20 protein-coding genes are annotated in these 21,385 nt (G+C 67.4%); 9 read left to right on the top strand and 11 right to left on the bottom strand.

What is annotated here, in order from left to right:
- Window positions 1-30 precede the first annotated feature (30 nt).
- Window positions 31-927 carry a M23 family metallopeptidase gene (locus LZP97_RS21340; protein WP_081636957.1) on the bottom strand — a complete coding sequence of 299 codons (897 nt, stop codon included), beginning with the start codon at window positions 925-927 and terminating at the stop codon, window positions 31-33.
- A gap of 137 nt (window positions 928-1,064) precedes the next feature.
- The gene (locus tag LZP97_RS21335) at window positions 1,065-3,056 is read right to left on the bottom strand and encodes a cytochrome c oxidase assembly protein (RefSeq protein WP_006934844.1); all 1,992 of its coding nucleotides are present in this window, start codon (window positions 3,054-3,056) and stop codon (window positions 1,065-1,067) included.
- 211 nt (window positions 3,057-3,267) lie between these two features.
- Here LZP97_RS21335 and LZP97_RS21330 point away from each other — a divergent pair, with 211 nt between their 5' ends.
- Complete coding sequence (locus tag LZP97_RS21330) at window positions 3,268-4,191, top strand: cation diffusion facilitator family transporter (RefSeq protein ID WP_006934845.1); 924 nt, start codon at window positions 3,268-3,270, stop codon at window positions 4,189-4,191.
- A 667-nt stretch (window positions 4,192-4,858) separates the two neighbouring features.
- On the opposite strand, the gene LZP97_RS21325 is transcribed toward LZP97_RS21330, so the two are convergent.
- The gene (locus LZP97_RS21325; protein ID WP_044475839.1) at window positions 4,859-6,088 is read right to left on the bottom strand and encodes a L,D-transpeptidase; all 1,230 of its coding nucleotides are present in this window, start codon (window positions 6,086-6,088) and stop codon (window positions 4,859-4,861) included.
- 261 nt (window positions 6,089-6,349) lie between these two features.
- Here LZP97_RS21325 and LZP97_RS21320 point away from each other — a divergent pair, with 261 nt between their 5' ends.
- Window positions 6,350-6,574 (top strand): SHOCT domain-containing protein, encoded by a 225-nt coding sequence (locus LZP97_RS21320; protein ID WP_200903480.1) that lies wholly within the window; start codon window positions 6,350-6,352, stop codon window positions 6,572-6,574.
- On the top strand, window positions 6,571-8,073 hold the full coding sequence (locus LZP97_RS21315; RefSeq protein WP_234574913.1) for a multicopper oxidase family protein: 1,503 nt from the start codon (window positions 6,571-6,573) through the stop codon (window positions 8,071-8,073). The genes LZP97_RS21320 and LZP97_RS21315 overlap by 4 nt, the downstream gene beginning before the upstream one ends.
- 1,074 nt (window positions 8,074-9,147) lie before the next feature.
- On the opposite strand, the gene LZP97_RS21310 is transcribed toward LZP97_RS21315, so the two are convergent.
- Entirely contained in the window at window positions 9,148-9,330 is a 183-nt protein-coding gene (locus LZP97_RS21310; RefSeq protein ID WP_006939070.1) for a hypothetical protein, read from the bottom strand.
- Window positions 9,331-9,466: 136 nt separating this feature from the next.
- Between LZP97_RS21310 and LZP97_RS21305 the strand changes: the two genes are divergently transcribed.
- Both LZP97_RS21305 and LZP97_RS21300 read left to right on the top strand, forming a co-directional pair.
- Window positions 9,467-9,757: a hypothetical protein gene (locus tag LZP97_RS21305; RefSeq protein ID WP_040273253.1), complete on the top strand. Its 291-nt coding sequence runs from the start codon at window positions 9,467-9,469 to the stop codon at window positions 9,755-9,757.
- Window positions 9,758-10,030: 273 nt separating this feature from the next.
- Entirely contained in the window at window positions 10,031-10,783 is a 753-nt protein-coding gene (locus tag LZP97_RS21300) for an Abi family protein (protein WP_006939069.1), read from the top strand.
- Window positions 10,784-11,237: 454 nt separating this feature from the next.
- Here LZP97_RS21300 and istB (LZP97_RS21295) read toward each other — a convergent pair whose 3' ends face one another.
- Complete coding sequence (gene istB / locus LZP97_RS21295; protein WP_040273250.1) at window positions 11,238-12,011, bottom strand: IS21-like element helper ATPase IstB; 774 nt, start codon at window positions 12,009-12,011, stop codon at window positions 11,238-11,240.
- On the bottom strand, window positions 12,011-13,585 hold the full coding sequence (gene istA, locus LZP97_RS21290) for an IS21 family transposase (RefSeq protein WP_283159852.1): 1,575 nt from the start codon (window positions 13,583-13,585) through the stop codon (window positions 12,011-12,013). Before istA ends, istB (LZP97_RS21295) begins: the two co-directional genes overlap by 1 nt.
- 188 nt (window positions 13,586-13,773) lie before the next feature.
- On the opposite strand from istA, the gene LZP97_RS21285 reads away from it, so the two are divergent.
- Together LZP97_RS21285 and istB (LZP97_RS21280) are read left to right on the top strand one after the other, a co-directional pair.
- A complete protein-coding gene (locus LZP97_RS21285; protein WP_006935272.1) occupies window positions 13,774-15,150 on the top strand; it encodes a Mu transposase domain-containing protein in 1,377 nt (458 codons plus the stop codon).
- Window positions 15,147-15,992: an IS21-like element helper ATPase IstB gene (gene istB, locus LZP97_RS21280; RefSeq protein WP_006935277.1), complete on the top strand. Its 846-nt coding sequence runs from the start codon at window positions 15,147-15,149 to the stop codon at window positions 15,990-15,992. The genes LZP97_RS21285 and istB (LZP97_RS21280) overlap by 4 nt, the downstream gene beginning before the upstream one ends.
- Window positions 15,993-15,999: 7 nt before the next feature.
- Here istB (LZP97_RS21280) and LZP97_RS21275 read toward each other — a convergent pair whose 3' ends face one another.
- From LZP97_RS21275 to LZP97_RS21255, 5 genes are all read right to left on the bottom strand, one after another.
- Entirely contained in the window at window positions 16,000-16,716 is a 717-nt protein-coding gene (locus tag LZP97_RS21275; protein ID WP_145961968.1) for an ETEC_3214 domain-containing protein, read from the bottom strand.
- Window positions 16,713-17,276, bottom strand: coding sequence for a recombinase family protein (locus LZP97_RS21270; protein WP_006935278.1), 564 nt, complete (start codon window positions 17,274-17,276; stop codon window positions 16,713-16,715). The genes LZP97_RS21275 and LZP97_RS21270 overlap by 4 nt, the downstream gene beginning before the upstream one ends.
- Before the next feature lie 125 nt (window positions 17,277-17,401).
- Entirely contained in the window at window positions 17,402-18,214 is an 813-nt protein-coding gene (locus tag LZP97_RS21265; protein ID WP_225223587.1) for an AAA family ATPase, read from the bottom strand.
- Complete coding sequence (locus tag LZP97_RS21260; protein ID WP_040273247.1) at window positions 18,211-19,596, bottom strand: Mu transposase C-terminal domain-containing protein; 1,386 nt, start codon at window positions 19,594-19,596, stop codon at window positions 18,211-18,213. The genes LZP97_RS21265 and LZP97_RS21260 overlap by 4 nt, the downstream gene beginning before the upstream one ends.
- Window position 19,597: 1 nt before the next feature.
- Window positions 19,598-20,200: a recombinase family protein gene (locus tag LZP97_RS21255; RefSeq protein ID WP_003939266.1), complete on the bottom strand. Its 603-nt coding sequence runs from the start codon at window positions 20,198-20,200 to the stop codon at window positions 19,598-19,600.
- Between the two features lie 197 nt (window positions 20,201-20,397).
- On the opposite strand from LZP97_RS21255, the gene cmtR reads away from it, so the two are divergent.
- Together cmtR and LZP97_RS21245 are read left to right on the top strand one after the other, a co-directional pair.
- Window positions 20,398-20,757 carry a Cd(II)/Pb(II)-sensing metalloregulatory transcriptional regulator CmtR gene (gene cmtR, locus LZP97_RS21250; protein WP_234574912.1) on the top strand — a complete coding sequence of 120 codons (360 nt, stop codon included), beginning with the start codon at window positions 20,398-20,400 and terminating at the stop codon, window positions 20,755-20,757.
- On the top strand, window positions 20,754-21,350 hold the full coding sequence (locus LZP97_RS21245; RefSeq protein WP_003939264.1) for a cadmium resistance transporter: 597 nt from the start codon (window positions 20,754-20,756) through the stop codon (window positions 21,348-21,350). The genes cmtR and LZP97_RS21245 overlap by 4 nt, the downstream gene beginning before the upstream one ends.
- The last annotated feature ends 35 nt before the right edge of the window (window positions 21,351-21,385 follow it).

Genomic DNA, 21,385 nt, shown 5'->3' with positions numbered 1-21,385 from the left:
CTCGCAGATACTCGCCGACCATCGATGAACCTACGCACGCGCATCCGGTGCGACCGGGACACCGCGTGCGTTCAACCATGCCATGGGATCGGCTTTGCGCCCGTCCGGCTCCCACACCTCGTAGTGCAGATGGGGCCCGGTCGACTGGCCTCGATTGCCGACGGTGGCGATCTCTTCCCCGGCGCGCACCCGCTGCCCCGCCGACACCAGCGCCTGGTCGATGTGGCCGAAGACCCCGATGGTGCCGTCATCCTGCAGGATACGCACCCACAAACCGAACCCGGAGGCCGGACCGGCCTCGAGTACCGTGCCGTCGGTGACCGAGACGATGGGGGTGCCGATCGCGTTGGCGATGTCGAGACCGTAGTGCGTCGTACCCCACCGCGGCCCGAAATTCGACGTCAACGTGCCCATGACGGGGATCCGCGTCTTCGGGCGCCGCGCCTCGGCCTCGCGCGCCGCCCGCCGCTCCTCCCGCAGCCGAGCCCGTTCGAGCCGGTCGGCGAAATCCGCCAGTGTCGGCACTTGAGAGACCTGCAACACCTGCGGGGCCTGCGACGGCGCGGCCGCCGCCCCCGCCGACTCGTCGGGATCGGCCTGCCGCCGGTCGAGGGTGTGCTCACCGGGGAGGGCGGCGTGCGCACTCGACGCCGCCGCGGCTAACAATGCCCCGGCCGCCACCGACACCACCATCACCCGCCCGCCGGCCCCGCCTGGCCGACGATGGGCTCCCCGGACCGGCGGCCGCCGGGCCCCGGCGAGCGGCACCCCGACCGTCGGCTGCTCAGCGTGGGGCGCGAGGCCGAGACACTCGGTCGGGGGCGCGGGCGCCGCCGCGGCGGGGCCGGTGCGCAGCGGGCCCCACCCCCGGCCGCGAGAGACGGCCGGGAAGGCGAGGCCGGACTGGGGTTTGCGATGTCGGGCCAAGATTGCATCCTTGTGAAGACGCTCGCTCGTTGATAACGGAACGGTGACGGACACCGACACATTACTACTATTCAGCATAGTTTCCACAACACGAATGCGCCGCGCCCGCGCCGGCCGCGCCCGCGGGCGCCGCGGCGTCAGGGACGCCGGCCGGGGCCGCCACCGCGTTGACCTGCAGGCCCGCCCAATCCGCGCAGCATCGTGTTGTAGGCGGCCAGTTCCTCGTCACCCTCGCGGCCGACCAGCTCGTCGCGCCGACGGGCTCGGCGCTCGTCGGCCGAGGCCCAGCGCACCGTCGCCAGCACCGCGGCCAGCAGCAGCGGCAGTTCCCCCACCGCCCAGGCCAGGTTGCCGCCGAGGCGCTGGTCGGCGGCCAGGTCGTCGAGGAAGCCGCGCCGCAGCGAGGTGTAGTACTCGCCGGCGACGACGGTCCCGGCATTGATCACCGACGTCAGGAAGAAGGCATACGCCGCCAGCGCCACCACCGCCGCACCCACTCGAGCGGTCGGCGCCGGGGGGCGCGGCAGCGGATCCAGGCCCACGGTGACCCAGAAGAACACCGATCCCACCACCACCAGCCACACGTTGGTCAGCACGTGGGCAACGTGCGATCCGGCGAGCGCGTCGTACAGCCCCGCGAGATACAGCAGATAGAAGGTGCCGACGAACACCGACACGGCCACCGCAGGACGGGTCAGCACCCGGACGACCGCGCTCGAGTACGTCGCGCGGAGCCACTCACGCACCCCGGGGGCCCCGTCCGGGTCGGGGCGGACCGTGTGGGCGGCCAGGGTGAGCGGGGCGCCGAGCACCAGGCACAACGGCACCACGACGGCGATCGCAGCGGTGGCCGTGAGGTGCACGCTGAACACAGCCGGCGCGTAGCGCCCCACTCCCGAGGACGTGGCGAGCAGCAGCACCAGGCATCCGAGCAGCCACCCGGCGGTGCGGTGGATCGGCCACTGCCCGCCCGCCGCCCGTATCCGGCGCACCCCGAGCAGGTAGAGCACCGCGAGCACCACCGCGGCGGTACCCAACAACAGATCGAACCGCCACTCGGTCAGCATGCGAACCGGTGTCGGCGCCCCGCCCAGTCCGTACCCCAGCACCTCCTCGACCAGGCTCGGCTCCCGGCGCTCTTCCACCGGCGGCGGGGTGCGTCCCAACGCCACCCCGAGACCGACCGCCGCCATCAGCACCGCCGACTCCACCACTGCCAACCGGGTGAACGCCCGCCGATCCGCCGGGTCGGCGGCGAGCGCGGTCACCGCCACGGTGCGCTGTCGCCACCCCAGCCCGCCCACCACGGCCAGGGCCACCACCTTGGCCAGCACCACGAACCCGTAGGCGCCCTCCAGGAGCTGTCCGAGCGGCACCCGTATCGCGGCATTGACCATTCCGGAGACGGCCATCACCCCGAACGCCGCCGCCGCGAGAGCGGAGAACCGGCGCGTGGCCACATCCAGATACCCCCCGCCGCGGACGGTGTGCAGCACCAGCGCCGCCAACCCGCCGCCCCACAGTCCGGCTGCCACCAGGTGCAGCACCAAGCTGTTGGTGGCCAGGTCGTGCGATCCGCCCGCCGACGAATGCCCCGTCACCGCCCGGGGCATCAGGCTCGCCACCGCCGATACCAGCAGTAACGCCGTCCACCGGTGCCGTAGAACAAGTCGGCATCCCAGACCCACCACCGCTGCCAGGACCGCCGTCCACAACCACGCGGTGGCCACCTCGATCTCGCCGACCGCCCGCAAGAACGGAAGCGGGTCGGCGAACACGGTTCCCAAGGGCTGGCCGGAGGTGTCCGACAACGACAGCGGCACCAATACCAGGGCACATCCGGCCCACACCGCTGCCGCCGCCCCGGCCGTGCGCACCGCCCGGTACCCGTCGACGTCGAGCACCCCCGAGCGCTGCGGCGGCACCAGCACGGCGGCGAGCAGCAACGAGCCGATCATCACCACCGCGGACACCTCCCCCACCGCGACGGCCGCCGGCAGGGCGTACCTCGTCAGCGCCCCCGGATCCGGTAATCCCAGCAAGCGCAACACCTCGGTGCTCGACAGCGCCGCCAGCGATGCGGCCACCACGGCCGCACCCACCGTCCAGCCGAGCACCGCCCCGAACACCGCTCTATTGCTCCCGATGCCTGCCACGGAAAAACCTCACCCTCGTCCCGTTGTTCGCCCGTTCCCGCCGGTCGAACCTGCAGGCGCGCGTACCGCCGCCGAAATACTATGAAGGATAGTTCCCTGCCGCGCCCCACTTCTTCATCACCCTACAATTGCATACATGCGCATGCGGCAATATGCTGCTGTCCGTGCCGACGAAAGGAAGTCGATGAGCCACGGACACGGACACGGCGTCCCCGCCGCCCAGGCCACCAGCGCCTCCGGCCGGCACGTCCGCCGACTCTGGATCGCTGTCGCCCTCGGCCTGACTACCTTCGTGACCCAGGTCGCCGTCGGTCTGTCCACCTCTTCACTGGCCCTCCTCTCCGACTCCGCGCACGTGTTCACCGACGTGTTCGGAATCTTGATGGCAGTTTCCGCCATCACCGTCGCCCAACGCGCCCGCACCCGACCGGACCGCACCTTCGGCCTGTACCGCGCCGAAGTCTTCGCCGCCCTGGTCAACGCCGTGCTGCTGTTCGGCGTCGCCGGCTGGGTCCTCTACGAAGCCGTCCACCGCCTGTCCGATCCCCCCGAAGTCCCGGGCCTGCCCGTGACCATCGTCGCCGTGGTCGGTCTGGCCATGAACGTCATAGCCTTCCTGCTGCTCCGCAAGGGCGCGCAGGAGAGCATCAACGTCCGCGGCGCCTACCTCGAGGTCCTCGCCGACATGCTGGGCTCGATCGGCGTGCTCGTCAGCGGTCTGGTGACCCTGGTCTCCGGCTGGAAGTACGCCGATCCGCTCATCGGCGTCGCCATCGGACTATTTGTCCTACCGCGCGCCTACAACCTCGGCCGCCATGCGATCGGCATCCTGCTCCAGCAGGCGCCGAGGCGCATCGACGTCCCCGAGATCAACGCCGCGCTCGTCGCACTGCCCGGCGTCCGAGAAGCCCACGACCTGCACATCTGGACCCTGACCTCCGGCATGGAGGTCGCCTCCGTCCACCTGACCACCGAACCCGGCGCCGACCCGACCACCGTGCTCGCGGCCGCACAAACCCTGCTGGCCGCACAATTCCACCTCGAACACGCCACCGTGCAGGTCGAACCCCCCATCGGCGAAGGCCGCTGCCGCGAACTACCGTGGTGACCACACCCCGCTGAGGTCTGCACCGGGCCCGAGAGCACGTCCGAGCACCCACGGCACCCGGATCGCGCGGCCCTTGCAGGACTACAACCACGCGGTTGGCCCTTGCAGGACTACAACCAAAGGCCGCCCGGCGTTCATGGCGGGCACCGGGAAGACGGCACTGGCATTGCTGCGCCCCACCGATGTCGGCGGGACTGTGGACTGCCTCGGTTGCCGGCAGCCGCCCCACGCCAAGCCCCTGCCCGTAGCCGGGAGGTTTCCACGGTGGCCGGCTGGGACGCACTCGTGCCCACCCGACCACCGAAAGTCAAGATCCGATGAAAACGATGAAGATCTGTTGAAGAACACAGATTTCGCATGTCGGGCGATTCCCCGGGTAACGAGGAGCGAGGACAGTGGAAGCGATTCCGCCCGAGAGTTGCTTCGGGCCCACGAAAGGTCACGGCTGTGAACATGATGGGCATGATGGACCAGGCGCACACCCTGCTGCACCAGTTGATGATGTGGCTGCACCAGATGAACGGGATGCCGATGATGAACATGCCGATGTGACGCGTTCCGACCGAATCGGCGCCCACGTCCCGGGGTGTGGCCCCGCCACGGGTCGGCTCCGCTTCTCCGGATCGTCCTCCCCGTGCCGGGGCCGTGGCTCCGGGCACGAGCGGGTTCAGCGCAGGGCGCTGCCCGCCTGCCATTGCTCCCAGGGGATGCTCCAGTCACCGTTCTGCCACAGTTGCAGCGGGGCGCCGCCGGTGTTGCGGACCTCCACGACGTCCCCCGGGCGGGAGAACTCGTAGAACCAGCGGGCGTCGGCGCCGCTGAGGTTCAAGCATCCGTGCGAGACGTTCGTGTTGCCCTGGGCCCACACGGTCGCGTCGAGCTGGTGCAGGTAGATCCCGTCGTTGCTGATGCGGGTGGCGTAGTTGATGACCTCCTTGTAGCCGAGGCGGGAATTGACCGGCAGCCCGTAGGTCGAGGAGTCCATCACCACCGGGTTGGCCTGGTCGAGCACGGTGTAGATCCCCGGCTGGGTCCAGAACGACAGGGTCCGGCCGTCGACCACCTCGGTGCCGCCCCTGCCCATCGAGGTCGGCATCGTGCGCACGATCTGCCCGTTGTCGGTCACCGTGACCTGTATGGTGTCATCGTCGGCGACGGAGATGTGCGCGTCCCCGAGGGAGAAGGACACCGACGCATCCTCTTGCCCGAACAGTCCGCCACCGAGGGGTTTGCCGTAGATGTCGGCGCGGACGGTGACCTGGGTGCCCGGCGGGTAGTAGCTGCGCGGCCGCCAGTGCGCATTCTGCTCGTCGGCCCAGTACCAGGCGCCGTCCACCGGCGGATTCGCCTGAACCGTGAGTGTCTTCTCCGCCGCGGCTCGGTCCGGGATCGGCTCGTCGAAGTGCGCGACGACGACGAGTCCGACGCCGTAGACCCCGCCGTCGGACACCGCGCCGCCGCCGGTGGTCCGGAACACCACGGCGGTCTGATTGTCGGGTGTGAGAGTGGTGAACCCGGTGGTGCGGTCGCTGCGGGTGCCGTCCGCGCCGATCGCGGTGGCGGTCACGGTATAGCTGCGCCCGTATCCGAGCGGGCCGGTGGGCTTCCACGTGTGCCGGTCGGGCGTGACGATGCCGTCGATGGTGCGCCCGTCCTCGTTGGTCATGGTCACCGACTCGAAGGTGCCGTCGGGTGTCTGGACCAGCACGGGCGCCAGTGGTTCGACCCCGGTGGCACCGTCGGACGGACTCACCTCGATCCGCGGCCCCACCGGAGCCGGTGAGGTGGCGCTCGGTGACGACCCGCCCGTGGAGGACCCGCAGCCGGTCAGAACCACGAGCAGCGCAACCACGCCGGCGGCACCGGCGGCGACGCGGCGTCGGTCAACAGTAGGCATGCAGACCATCATTCCGGCTCGAGCCGCGGTGCCGCACGGCGTGCCTGGGTGCCGGGTGGGATTCGGTGCCTGATTCGACGTGCGTGGTGGCGACGGAGCGGGCCGGACGAAGGTTCGGTGAAGATCTGTGGTGCGGGAGGCCGGTGTATTCGAGCGGGGCTACGATGGACGGGCGGGGCGATACCGGCAGGGGTATGTAATGGGAGGAGGTGTCCGGTGGGTGGGATGAACGGCGGGGGCCCGTGGGGCGAAGGGTGTTACATGGGTGGTGCAGGCTGGGGATGGGTGTTCCTGATACTGCTGCTCGCCGGGATCGCGGCGGTGGTCGTCGCCCTGGTCCGGCTGCGCACCGCCGGCCGCGGCGAGCAGAGTCCCGGCGCGGCCGGCCGGCCGTCGGCACGGCAGATCCTCGACGAGCGGTTCGCCCGCGGGGAGATCGACGCCGACGAGTATCAGCAGCGGGTGCGGCAGCTGGAGGACCGGTGACCGGACGCCCGATCGAGCGTCGCCGCGCGCTGCAGCTCGGGGCACTGGGGATAGCCGGGATCGCCGCCGGTGGGCTCGGGCTCTCGCGCACCGGACTGCCGTTCGCGTCCTCCCCCCGCAGCACGATCGCCGAGTCGGGGTTGCCGGTGGTCGAGCCGGCGGTGCTGCGCAGCGAGGCCGGAGTGCTGCGGGTGGAACTGACGGTGGCCCGCACCCGCCTCGATCAGGCCGGAACAGCGACGATGCTGACCTACAACGGCACGGTGCCGGGCCCGACCTGGCGGGTCCGTCCCGGGGACCGCCTCGAGGTGCGGGTGGTCAACACCCTCGATGCGGCCACCAACCTGCACTTCCACGGCCTGCGCGTGTCCCCCCAGGGCACCGGCGACAATCCGTTCGTCAGCATCGAGCCCGGCCGGAGCTTCGACTACCGTCTCGACGTGCCGCCCGACCATCCCCCCGGCGTGTTCTGGTACCACCCGCATCGGCACGGCTCGGTCGCCGATCAGCTCTTCGGCGGTCTGTACGGCACGATCCTGGTCGACGGCGACGACGCGATCCCGGTTGCGCGGGAGCGGGTGCTGGTGATCTCCGACGTCTCCCTCGCCCCGGACGGCTCCCTCGCCCGGGTGTACCCCCAGCAGGTGATGACCGGGCGGGAAGGAGAGCTGCTGCTGGTCAACGGCCGGCCCGAACCGCGGCTGACCGCCCGCCCCGGGGACCGTGAGCGGTGGCGGCTGGTCAACGCCTGCACCTCCCGCTACCTGCGCCTGACCGTCGACGGTCACCGGCTGCATCTGCTCGGCGTCGACGGCGGCCACGAACCCGGCACCCCCGAGGTCGGGGAGGTCCTCCTCGCCCCGGGCAACCGGGCCGACCTGGTGGTGGACATCGAGGCCGGGACCGGGCGGCTGCGCACCCTCGGCTACGACCGGGGCGGGGCGATGATGGGCATGATGGGCGGCGGCACCGAATTGTCCGGGCCGGCGATGCTGGCCACCGTCGTCGCCGACGGGCCCCCGGCCGCCGACGCCGGTCCGGTACCGCAGCGGGCAGTCGATCCGGACCTGCGCGGACGCCCCATCGCCGCCTCCCGGGAGATCACCTTCACCATGGGCATGGGCATGGGCATGGGCATGGGCGCCATGATGGGCTCCGGGCCCGGCGGGGCGGGGATGAACTTCGGGTTCGACAACCGCGCCTTCGACGCCCGGCGCACCGACCAGAGTCCCGCCGCCGGGACGATCGAGCAGTGGACGATCCGTAACCCCACCCCGATGGACCACCCGTTCCACCTTCATATCTGGCCCATGCAGATCGTCGAGGAGCACGGTGGACCCGTCGAGCAGCCGAGGTGGCGGGACGTGGTCAACGTCCCCGCGGGGGGCCGGGTGCAGGTGCTGATCGACTTCACCCGATTCCCGGGGCGCAGCGTGTACCACTGCCACATCCTCGACCACGAGGACGCCGGCATGATGGCCACCGTCGAAGCCCGCTGAAATTTATTCCACAGCGGCGCCAGCCTGAAACAGCACAAGCCCGACCCGCTCGGCGGCAGTGGACGCCGAGGCTGTACGGCACACACACCGAAGAACATTCCGCTGCGGAGAGACCGCCCCACCCTGGTAGACACGGGGTGCAGTGTCGGTCCGCATGTGCGGTCCGACGGAGCATCTCGTCGTCTGCGGGTCAGTCGACCGAGTCCACACAGCCAGCGCCGCCGATGGGGAGCCTGTCAACAGCTGCGCGCTCGCGTCGCTGCGCAACGGCGGTCGAGCGACAAGCGCTCGACGATACCGCTCGTGGTCACCTCTGCAGCGCAGGCTCGTCCCGCACTCGCCTCCAGGATTGTCGAGACATCCCACGGGGTAATTTGTCACGCAGCGTGGTCCTGACGCGCGGCGGCGGAGGCATGCCGGGCGGTCTGCTCGTCGTAGAGAGCGTGGTCGCCCGGGCACCCATGGAGAATGCGACGAGCCGGTGTCGTGGGTGGCGCTGCAAGCTCTGCCGGCGTCGTGGTTCAACGCCTCCACCTGAGCCCGCGCGTGAACTGCCTCGTCAGCCCGACGCGATTCGCCGGTCGGCGTGCTCGTCGTTGTCGATTTCTTGCGGAATCGGCCGCGTAGTGCGGTGAACACCGTTCCCCCCGTTTGCGTTTCCTGTGGCGTCTCATCATGCCCACAGTCCGAGCGACGTGGGCTGCGGCGATCGTAGTGGCCGGCACGTCGGTGGAGCCGTTCGGCAGTGCGAATTAGCGGTGGCTGAGGTATTCGGACCAGCCGAGAATCCAGCCGCGCTCGTACTCGGTGGCCGCGTCGTCGTCGAGCTGTTCATCCGGGGGCATCGCGAACCACACGGCGCCTTGGTCGGCGTCCTCGGTGGTGACATCACCGGCGTGTTCGCGGCCCAGTGCCGCCCGGTAGCCGGCGGCGTGTCCTCGATCGGGCAGTAGTCACCGTGCGGTCCTACCTTTCGGGTGGCGGACGAATACGGTCGATCCGTGACGGAGCGGTGCGCTACGGGTCTTTCCGGCGCGGCCTACCGCGCTGCGCGGCCCGCTCCCCGCCCCGCAGCTACAGCTCGAACAGGGAGAACTGGTCGGCGCGGGCCCGGGCCTCGGTGTCGGCTTCGTAGCGGCGGGCCATGGCTCGGGCGACGGTTTCGTCGCAGCCGAGTTCGGCCCCGACCTCGCGCCAGCTGTGGCCGGCGCGGGCCAGGTCGAATGCGGCGCGGTGCAGCTGCTCGTCGAAGCTCATCGCATGCTCTCCTGTCGGTGTACCCGCCCCTGGCGGGTGGGTGCTGGCACCGTGGGAGCACCCCTAGGGGGGTGCCCCCGCCTCGACTACTTCACCACGGAGGAGCCACCGAGGGGAGATTTCAGTGACGGTGTGAATGGCAGCGATCCTTCTCGACCGAGTGGGACGCGGCGAGATATCCCGTGTCGACGACTCCGGGGCTCTGAAGTGGGCGCACCAGACACTCACGTCAACGCCACTCATAACACGGCTGCCTAGCTACGCTCATAAGACGCGGGCAGCTCGCAGGTACTTCCTCGAAACGGGCGACTTCGCCGAGGGAAACCCCAACCTCCTCATCGGCCCTGAGGATGCCGTGACTGGGAGACTGCCCGATGTCCTGTTGCTCCTCGACCTCGACCTCGACGAGATCGACAGACCACGGTGATTGTCCGCCAGCAAGCTTCGCGCCGAAGTCGGGCGTTTCGGACAGTCTTTCCTTGCCGAGATCGCGAGATCGTCATGGTCGTGGGACACGACTGTGGCAGCCGCTCGGGACAGCGGAGTGTCCTGGTGTCACAGGCGAACGAAGAAAGTGTTTGACCATCAGGTTTGCAGTCGCACGGCTTTATCCGTTAGCCTCTAGGACGTAAGCCCCAGGGACTTCCGCTACCGCAAGGTAGGCCGCCCCCTGGGGCAAAACGCTTTTTGGGGAGGGTGTGTGGAGCCGGAGGAGCTGCCGCTTGAGTCGCTTATCTCCACCGCCCGATATGCCAAGTATCGCGCTGCCGCACGAGGCGACCATGCGAAAGCGTCCCGTCTATACATCTGGAACGCACATCTGTCTGCTGCTTACTGGCCTGCTATCGCAATGGTGGAAGTGGCGATCCGCAATGCCTTGAACGTGCAGCTCTGCAAGAAGATCGGCTGCACTCCCGAAACGGGCTGGTACGTTGATGCGCTGTCGGATCGACCACGGATCCACCTGCTTGACCGAGAGCTCGACAAGCTCAGAAAATCTCTGCTCAGCTTCGATCGGAAGCACAATCACGACTCCGGTCAGCGGCAGATAGAACCTACCGGTGACGATGTCATCGGGGGGACGAGCCTGGGCCTGTGGGTCGCCTTGTGCGGTGAAGGCGCGCCCAAGCTCGACCCTTGTTACAACTACCACCGCAATCTTTGGCGGCCAGCACTCCACGAGGCATTCCCCGGCTATGAGGGTCCCGAGATACAGAACAAACCGGGTCCGATCCGTGATGCACTTCGCGAGTTCGAGCGGCTTCGCAACCGCATTGCCCACCACGAGCCGATCTACATGTTCAAGCACAGTTACCAGCTCGAGAACATCTTCAGGCTCGCAGGCTGGCTGGACAACTCCCTTGCCAAGTTTCTTCGCAAGAACGACCAGGTGACTCCGGTGCTAAACGACTACGCCAAGTCCGTGGCGAAGGAAGAAGCTGTAGCTCCTTAGCTATAGTTGAGTATGCCTAGACCTGCGTCGGTGGGGCCCTTAGCGGCGATGAACCATGGCTAATCGCACCGTGTCATGATCGGGGCCCAGGACATCTCGGGACATCATCTGTGTCAGGAGTGGGTCCGTCCCGATCTGTGACTGTGGGTCCGTCCCGATCTGTGACTGTGGGTCCGTCCCGATGTTTCGTTGTGGCCCCAGCACGGTCAGCGTGTTGATGACGGCGCTCGCTGAAATTCCCCAGTAACGCTCATCGAAATTCCCCACCCGTGTGGCACCGCCAACGAGGGCGGGTCTCCTCCGATGCTGATGGTCTCTGACCACACATCAGCCAGTCGAAGGAGACCCGCATGTCAAGGGACAGTGGGACATCCCCGTAGGCGGACAGGTCGTGTCCCTGTGCGCGGACAGCTGATCTCCCTGTCGGCGGTCAGCTGATCTCCCGCATAGGGGGTCAGGTCAACGGCATCACCCCTCGTCCGGTGGTGGCGTCCTGCAGTCGCAACGAGGTGCCCTCGGTGATCACCACATGGGCGTGGTGCAGCAGTCGGTCGACGGCGGCGGTGGCGAGGGTTTTCGGCATGATCGTGTCGAACCCGGACGGGTGGAGGTTGCTGGTCATCGCCAGGCTGCGCCGCTCGTAGGCGGCATCGACGAGGCGATAGAACGCCTCGGCGGCAGCCTGCCCGGACGGCAACATCCCGATGTCGTCGACGACGATCAACTCGGCGCGGGTGATGCGGGTGATGGTCTTGGCGATCGACCCGTCGACCGCGGCGCGTCCGATCGCCGCGGTCAACGACTCGAGGGTGAACCACGACACCCGCATCCCGGCGTCGATCACCGCATGCGCGAGCGCCTCGACGAAGTGGGTCTTGCCGGTCCCCGACGGCCCGCTGACCGCGAGGTTCTCGACGCGGTGCACCCATTCGAGGGTCGCCAGGGCGCTTTGGGTAGGGACCGGGATCGACGAATCCGCCTCGCGCCACGAGGAAAACGTTTTCCCGGCCGGTAATCCGGCGCTCTTGCGGCGCATCGCCTTCGTTGCCTCGTCGCGGCCGCGGACCTCCTCGTCGAGCAGCACCTTGAGGACCTCGGTCGGATCCCACCGCTGGGCCTTCGCGGTGGCCAGCACCTCCGGGGCGGCAGCGCGTAGATAGGGCAGGCGCATCCGTTTGAGCACGGCGACCAGATCGTCCGGCAATGCCGGCGCAGGCTGGTGGTTCATCAGCTCGCTCCCGCCGCTGTGGTGGTGCCGAATCCGGCCCAGGCGGCGGTGCCGGGCTGGACCGAATGGGCCTCGTCGGCGACGACCACCCCGGCGTCGCCGGTGGTGGCGGTGTGGTGCGCGACGATCGCCGGCAGATCCGACTCGGCGAACCGGCCCGCCTCGGCCGCGACCGCCAACGCCGCATCGACGGTGTCGGCGCCGACGAACGCGGCCAACTCGACCGCGGCGGCCATCTTCGCCCGGATCCGAACCGCCCCGGCCGCCGACGCGGCGACCAGCCAGGTGTGCGCGCCGGGCCCGAGATCGAGGAACCGGGCCTCGGCCGCAGAGCGGGCCTTCGGGGCCGGCGGCTTCGGGACACCGCCCGGTTCCTGCGGATGGTTCGGGTAGTGCGCCGGGTCGATCCGCGGATTCCCCGGCGTCGAAAGCAGATGCCGGGCAACCTCACTCAAACCCCGTCTGTTCTCGGCCCAGTCCGGAACCCGGGGCAGCGCCGACAGGTCGGCGACGATCACCAGGTCGGTGCCGGCAGCGCGCACCCACACTTCGGTGCCCACCAACCCGGGCGGGGTCGAATAGCGAACCGACCCGAACCGGATCGTCTGATCGGTGCCGACACTGCGGGTGGTGCCCAACGCCAGGGTGTGCGGGGCCGACGGCAGGGTGTGCAGGCGGACGCGTTCCTCTGCCAGCGCCTCGCCGGGGATGCGGGCGCTCTCACGGTGCCGACGGGCATTGACGGTGGCGCAGAACCGGTCGCAGGCGGCCTCGAGATCGGCGAACGAGGCGTAGTCCGGCAGCAGGTTCGCGTCCGTGGGCACCAGGTCCGCTTTGGCGATCTTGACGGTTGCTTCGCTGCCGCCCTTCGATTCCGGGTCGAAGGGCACGCAGGTGTGCACGGCCATGCCATAGTGCCGGCCGGTCTCGACGATCTGCGGGTGCCGCACCGGGATCCCGGCGACGTGATCGATGCTCACGGTGCGGGGGTTGTCGGTCAACGCGTAGGTCGGCACCCCACCGAAGCGACGCACCGTGGCGTCGAGGCACGCGATCAACGTCGGCAAACTCTGGTCCCATACGGGGATCACCACCCGGTAGCGTGACCACGCCAGCCAGGCGCAGAACAACAGCGTCGAACGCAGGATCCCGCCCGGACCTGGCACTTTCGGGCCCTGACCCCAATCGAATTGCATCCACAGTCCCGGTTCGGTGATCCAGGGTCGGTAGGTGCGGCGGTGTCCGGCCCGCCATGAGGTTTTCGCATCGGCGACGGCGCGGCGGGTGGTGCGTTCGGTGCCGTCGAAGCCGAGGGCGAGGAGGCGCTGGTGGACGATGTCGGCGCGGACCTTGCCTTTGCTGCGCTCGACCCACTCCTCGATCTTGGGGAGGTGCTCGTCGAGGATGCGAGGTCGTCGCGACGGGCCGGTCACCGGCATGCCGGCGTCCCGGGCGGCGACGTAACGTCGGACGGTTTTCGGATCGACGCCGGCCAGTTGCGCTGCGGAGTGCGCGTTGCCGGTGGTGTCGTAGGCCTCGAGTATTTCCATGATGTCCCTGTCAGACTTCTTCATGCGTCCCTCCGGTGGGAGTCGCTCGGTGGTGGTCGAAGACCTCGAGCAAAACCCCGGAGGGGCGTCTGGTTCAGGACCGACACACCGCCGGCCCCTGTGTCCATCGACAGGGAGATCAGCTGTCCGTCAGCAGGGACGAACGTGTCCGTCTACAGGGAGGTTGGCATGTCCGCTAGCACCGCATTCTCATGCTGACATGGGAGGACGATGTGGAAGTACACGCCCTACGCAATCGAGGCTGGACGATCTCGGCGATCGCCCGTCACACCGGCCGAGACCGCAAGACCATCCGGGCTTATCTGAACAACGAACGCACCCCTGGGGTGCGCACACGCACCGAACCCGACCCCTTCGAACCGTTCGTCGACTACATCACCTGCCGGCTGCGGGAAGATCCGCACCTGTGGGCGCGGACCCTGTGCGACGAACTCGAAGAGCTGGGCTACCGCATGTCGTATCAGACGCTGACCCGGCAGATCCGCGACCGCGAACTCCGGCCGGTGTGCAAGCACTGCGCGAGCGCCACCGACCGGCCGAACGCGGTGATCGAGCACCCGCCCGGTGAGGAAACCCAGTGGGACTGGGTCGATCTGCCGAACCCACCCGCATCCTGGGGGTGGGGTTCGATGGCGCATCTGCTGGTCGGCTCGCTCGCGCATTCCGGGCGTTGGCGCGGGATGCTGGCGCCGGCGATGACCCAGCCGCATCTGGTCGACGGTCTCGACCGCATCTGCCGCGGCCTCGGTGGGCTGACCTGCAGCTGGCGCTTCGACCGCATGGCCACGGTCTGCCACCCCGACAGCGGACGGATGACCGCCAGCTTCGCCGGGGTCGCGAAACACTACGGCGTGACGGTGACGATCTGCCCACCCCGGGCCGGCAACCGCAAAGGAGTCGTCGAGAAGGCCAACCATACTGCCGCTGGGCGGTGGTGGCGCACCCTGCCCGACGACGTCACCGTCGAGCAGGCGCAGACGAGGCTGGACGAGTTCTGCCGGGTGCGCAGCGACACCCGACCCCGCCGCACCGCCGACGGGCGGACCACGGTGGCCGCACTCGCCGCTGCCGAAGCGTTGTCACCGCCACCGACAGTGCCGTATCCGGCGATCCTCACCGAGTCCCGGGTCGTGTCGCGGCAGGCGTTGGTGTCCTATCGCGGCAACCGCTATTCGGTGCCACCGGAGTTGGCGTCGGCGCAGGTCACCGTCACCCGGGTGCTGGGATCGGAGGTCATCGACATCGTCACCACCTCGCAGATCACCATCGCTCGACACCGCCTGGCGCCGGACGGAGCCGGAGTGATGGTCCGCGACCACGGGCACGTGCTCGCCCTCGAACAGGTGGCGATGGCCGCCGCCGGCACCGGTGGCCGTCCGCACCGCCGCAAGGAACGGATCCCACCGGGACCCGAGGCGATCGCTGCAGCACGCAAGCTCCGCACCAGCGACGAGACCACCACCTCATCGTCCGGTGACAGCGAACCGACCCCGGTCCCGGCCGCCTCGACGGTGATCGACCTGTCGACCTACGAACGGGCCGCCCGCGGAAGGAACACCCTGGCATGAGCACCGCATCTACCCCGCCGGACCCGATCCCGGCACCGGCCACCAGCGAAGCCGCCAGTCTCTATCAGCGGTTGCGCGGGCATCTGGCCGTGCTCAAACTGCACGACGCCGCCGAAGCGCTACCGGCGGTGCTCGACCGGGCCCAGAAGAACAACCTGTCGATGACCGCCACCCTCGAGCAGTTGCTGGCGATCGAGGTCGACGCCACCGAGGTGCGCCGTCTGGCGGGCCGGCTGCGGTTCGCCTGCCTGCCCACGCCGGCCTCGCTGGAGGACTTCGACTTCGATGCCGCCCCGAACCTCGACCGACCGCTCATCGCCGAACTCGGGACCTGCCGGTTCCTGGAAACGGCGACGAATGTGCTGCTCATCGGCCCGCCCGGGGTCGGGAAGACCCACCTGTCGGTGGGATTGGCCCGTGCTGCGGTCCATGCCGGGTATCGCACCTATTTCACCACCGCGGCCGACCTCGCCGCTCGCTGTCATCGCGCCGCGATCGAGGGTCGGTGGGCGACGACGATGCGGTTCTTCGCCGGCCCGACCCTGTTGGTCATCGACGAACTCGGTTATCTGCCGTTACCCGGGGAGGCCGCATCGGCGTTGTTTCAGGTTGTTGCGCAACGCTATCTGAAGACCTCGATCGTCATGACCACCAACCGTGGGGTCGGGGAATGGGGTGAGGTCCTCGGCGACACGACCGTTGCCGCCGCCATGCTCGACCGGCTCCTGCATCGGTCGGTGGTGCTCAACCTCGACGGTGATTCCTACCGGCTGCGAGACCATCACGCACGTTCGGAGAACCTCCGCAAAGCCACCACCGGCACCCGGCAACCGCTACAGTGAACACCGCTCACAGGTGGGGACTTTCGTCGAGCACAGCTGGGGATTTTCCCCGAGCCTCGTCATTGATGACGATTGACCGAGCCTCCGTCGGCATATTGTCCTGGAATCTGACCTGGGGGCTCGGGCTGCGGTGAGTGGCGTAGGTTCCGGTGTACGCATTTCTCCAGAAGTTTCCGAGTGGTCCTGTGGTAGCGCCACACATGTTGTGGGAAAGCCAATAGTCCTGGTAGCCACCCGGGTTGCCGAAGTAGTGGTGCTGGAGGTAGCCGTGCCGACGGGCTCCCACCCACATCCGCTCGCCCGACGGGTGATGGGATACGTCCGCAAAGTCACTTCGGCCGAGCCGAACGTGTAGTTGACCGAAGGAGAGTCGCTCCGTGGAGTGATACATGCGGGGGTCTGTGATGGTGATCGAGAAAGACAGCATAGCCCGTTCGTAGAGTTCGACAACTACCCAGCTTCCAGCCAGCCGGTAGATGCGCTGTTCCCTGCCATCGATCTTTTCCAGGAATTGCGGTAGTCCCAGCAGTGATTCAACAAACTCAAGCGAGCTACCGCAGGCGAGCTGATCCAGTATCCGGGACTGAGCCCGTCGACGACCGATAGTGCGGTCCCACTGCTTTCGGGTCAGCTGACCCATACCCCAGACAGCAGATAGCACCGTCGCGCCCGCTGCACCCGCGCCCAGACCCGCCGCAACAGAATCCCAGACTTCGGTACTCAAGCTGACCTCTTATCCGTCAGATACCGGTACAGCGTGGTGCGGCCGACGCCGAGGATCTCGGCGATCTCTAGTTGGCTCATGCCGCTGTCACGCATCTTCTTGGCCTGGCGGATTTTGTTGGGAGTCATCTTCGGGGGCCGGCCACCGGTTCGGCCGCGGGCGCGAGCGGCAGCGAGACCGACCTGGGTGCGTTCGCGGATAAGGTTGCGTTCGAACTCCGCGAGGGCGCCGAAGATAGCGAAGATCAAACGGCCACCTGGGGTGCTGGTGTCGATCTGTTCGGTCAGGGAACGGAAGGCGATGCCGCGTTCTTCGAGCTGTTGCACGGTCTCAAGCAGATGCGGCAGAGACCGACCGAGTCGGTCGAGTCTCCAGACGACGAGGGTGTCGCCGGCGCGCAGGTGTGAGAACAGATCGGATAGCTCGGGTCTAGAGGTGGTCGCCCCGCTGGCCTTGTCGATCCAGACCCTCGAGCACCCGGCGGCGCTGAGAGCGTCCACCTGAGCGTCGGGGTTCTGTTCGAGGGTCGAGACCCTGGCATAGCCCAAAAGTTCGTTCACAGCGATCAGTGTTCCATAACTCGTCGCGGTCAGATGTTTTGAACCATCGGTTTCCGACATGAGTTTTGAAACATCGTTGTGGGTTTGAGCGCTGTGTGGCGGTTTTCTGTGATCGCTCGGGGGCGTTAGTTTCCGATCACGAGGATGCTAGCGGCGGATTCTATGACGTCGTCGGTGATGGTCTCGAGTTGGTTGATCTTGAGCACTCGGGCGATCTGCGGGAAGAGGCGTTCGAGGAGTCGGAAGTTGCCCCGGGTGATGCGTTCGATCGCGGCGATAGCTTGAGCGTCGGTGAAGTCGTCAGGGTCGAGGGTGCGGCCGAGGCGTTTCCAGTGGCGGTCGAGGACGAAGAGCAGTTCTTCTCGGCCGAGTGCCCGGTAGCGGTGTGAGAATCCGAGGCGAGAGTAGAGCTGCGGGTAGTGGCGGAAACGCTGATCGATGCCAGGCATACCGATGAGGACGATTGCCAGTTGGTGGCGATCGTGGTGATCGCGGAGTAGTTCGAGCGCAGTCGGGGTCAGGCGTTCGGCTTCGTCGATGATTAATAGTTCGACCCACCTGGTCACGTCACCGGTGCGAGCGCCGGTGGCCTTGCCGATACTGCGTTGATGTTCGTCGACACAGATCCCGACTCTGATGCGTAGGTGCTCGATCTCGGCCATGAGCTGTTTATGCCGGGGCAGGACTTCGGGGGTGTAGAACACTGTGCGGGTCCGGTTTGCTGTGGCGTGGTGCTTCGCGTCGTCTTCGGTGCGGGGACCCCATTCGTCGATGTATGCGCCCAGGGTGTCCCAGTGGGCGTAGCGGCGTGCCGAGAGGGTCTTGCCGATGCCAGCATCGCCGTGGCAGATGCCGATCGTGTGTTCTTTGCGCACGGCGTTCGCGAACTCTCTAAAGCGGCGGTGTTCCTTGGTGACGATGAAGTCCTTGGTCATCATTCATCCTCTTCGTAGGTTCGCAGCTTCGATCGGCGGGCAACGGGCGCAGTGGTGCGGGGTTCTTCACGATCGGCGATACGGGGGATGCGGTCGTTGATGTCTTTACGCAGTTTCTGGCGGCGGGCACGGCGTGCTGTCTCGATCTCGCGCAGGCTCAGTCTCTCGTTCGGGTGGGCCTCGTCGATGGCGACGCAGACGAAGGTGTCGTGGTCGTAGACGCGGATCTCGGAGACATCGCGCGGGTCGTATCGGATCGTGACGGGGCGCCCAACGAACGGTGCCAGGGTCGATGAGCGGTAGCGGTGGCCTTGGAAATGGATTCCGTCACGCTGCACGGTGCGGTGTTTGGGCACCGTCAGCAGTAGTCCGTCGAGTTCATCGAGGGATTCGGGCATGCGCGGCAACCAGCCATCACCAATCCACGCCTTCTTCGGGCTCGTGCCGATCTCCCGGTGAGTCCGCTCGTTGTAGGTGGCGATGAAACTGGCGATTTCTTGATCGAGCGCAGGTAGGTCCAACGATGGTTGCGGCGCCTTTGCCCCGGGCGCCAGGTGTCCTGGCAGGGTGGCCAGGAGTTCGGTGTTGACTGTGCCGAAGAATCGCTCAATCTTGCCTCGGCCTTGCGGTCGTCCGACGGTCGAGAAGATGAGGCGGATCTTCAGTGCGATCGCGGTGTACTCGAGGTGGTGGCTGGTGAAGTCGCTGCCGTGGTCGATATAGAGGACGTCAGGTAGCCCGCACATCGCCCAGGCCGGATCAGTCTTGCGCCAGATCGCCTGTCGTAGCGCCGGCGCGGTGTTCATCGCCGAGGGCGCCCCGGTGAAAACCATGTATCCGCAGACAGCGCGGGAGTAGTCGTCCATCACCACCGTCAGCCAGGGCCGCTCGGCGGTGCCACTGGCGCCAGTGATGAGGATGTCGAGTTCGGTGTGATCGGCTTGCCACGTCGTATTCGGGCGTTCGGCACGATGGCGGAACACCAGTTCGTACCGGTCCCGATATGCTGCCGGCCCCTCCAGAGCAAGCGTCACCAGGGCCGGGTCCAAAGCGAGGACGATGGCGCGGACCGTGGCATAACTCGGGGCCGCCAAACCCAAGCGCCCCGCTTCGGTCACGGTGAGCCGATGCAAAGTAGCGGTACTCGGGCGTGGGCGGGTGAGCGCGAGGTGCTCGAGGAACGTGACCAGTTCCGCCGGAGTACGTCGAGATCCCGTGTCGCGCCGTGGCCGCGGCTCCAACGCCGCGATGCCGCCGGTCTTGTAGAGCTGGTGCCAGCGTTGCAGGGTGCGCAGCCCGGTACCGGTGTCGCGGGCCAAGGCCGTCAGCGAGATGCCGTCCTCGACGTGAAGTCGCAGGATGCGCCACCGCTGCGGCCCGTCCACGTCACACCTGCTGGGAGACCGTGTCGCGGTCGCGGGCAGCTTGTTGGTGCCGGTAGAGAGTGGCGCGGGACCACCCGACCAGCCGGGCGGCCTCTTCGGCTGTGCGGCCCTTGGCTCTGGCGTCTCGGGCGATGTCGAGTTTTTCGGCAATCACCGCTGGGTCAACAGGTGGACGACCGAAGCGGGTGCCGCTCTGCTTCGCCGCAGCGATGCCGGCATTGACTCGCTCGGTGATGAGCTCGCGCTCGTACTCGGCCAGCGTTGCGAGCATGCCCAGCATCAGCCGGCCGGAAGTGGTCTCCGGGTCGATGCCGTCCGAGAGAGACTGGATCTTGACGCCCTTGTCCCGAAGCAGGTTCACAGTGTTGAGGACATCGATCAGGGAACGGCCGAGCCGATCGATGCGCCATACCACGACCGTGTCGCCGGGCTCGACGTAGTCCAATAGCCGCTTCATCCCGGGGCGCTCGATCGCGGTCCGGCTACCCGAGGTCACATCCGCAAACACATCCCGCTTCTGCACCCCGGAATCCACGAGTGCATCCAACTGCAACTGCGCGTCCTGACTCGCGGTACTCACGCGGGTGTACCCCAACAGCCTCATGACCCGATTGTGCCTCACAAACCCCTGCCGAGCACCACCCTGCGACACTTTGCAGTGAGACGACTTCGAGAGACGAAAAATGTGTCCATTGACCCATGAAGCGATCTCGAATTTCAGCCTCCACCTGATGTCTCATAAATCTTTAGGTTTTTAAGGCGCTGTCCCAACAGTTCAGCAGACGCTGTATAGTTCAGTAAGTGCTGACTATTGTTTCTCGTGTGGATGTGATGAACCGGTTAGGGCGGGCGATGGCCGACCCGACGCGGTCCCGGATACTGCTGACCTTGCTGCAGCAGCCGGCCTACCCGGCGGAGCTGGCCCGCGATTTGGAGCTGACACGGTCGAACGTGTCGAACCATCTGGCATGCCTGCGCGACTGCGGGATCGTTGCCGCAGTGCCCGAAGGCCGCCAGACCCGGTACGAGATCGCAGACCCGCACTTGGCGCGGTCGCTATCCTCCTTGGTCGAGGTCACCCTCGCGGTCAACGAAAACGCCCCCTGCTTGGAGCCCGACTGCTCAGTGCCGGGTTGTCACGCCACGAAGGTGCAGGCGTGATCCTGTCCTCGGCCCTGCAGGCGATCGGCCTGTTCATTGCCACCAATATCGACGACATCATCGTCCTGTCGCTGTTTTTCGCCCGCGGAGCAGGCCAACGCGGCACCACCGCACGCATTCTGGCCGGCCAGTATCTTGGCTTCGTCGGCATCCTCGGCGCCGCAGTGCTCGTCTCCCTGGGCGCGGGAGCCTTCCTGCCCCCGGGGGCCATCCCTTACTTCGGACTGATCCCACTGGGCTTGGGACTGCGGGCCGCGTGGCAGGCCTGGCGCGGGGACGATGATGACGACGACGCAAAGATCGAGGGCAAGAACGTCGCAGTATGGACCGTGGCCGGCGTAACCTTCGCCAACGGCGGCGACAACATCGGCGTCTACGTCCCCGTCTTTCTCAACGTGGGCACGGGAGCCGTAGTTGCCTACTGCATCGTGTTCCTGGTGCTGGTGGCGGGACTGGTGGGCCTGGCCAAGTTCGTCGCCACCCGCCGACCGATCGCCGAAGTCCTAGAGCGCTGGGAACATATCCTGTTCCCGACTGTCCTGATCGGCCTGGGCGCCTTCATCCTGATCAGCGGCGGAGCATTCGGACTCTGACAAAACCGACGCAAACCCCACCACGCACCCGTGAG

The sequence above is a fragment of the Rhodococcus sp. DMF-1 genome, assembly GCF_021441945.1.
Taxonomy (GTDB): Bacteria; Actinomycetota; Actinomycetes; order Mycobacteriales; family Mycobacteriaceae; genus Rhodococcus; species Rhodococcus ruber.
This window is presented reverse-complemented; position numbering and strand designations above follow the sequence as displayed.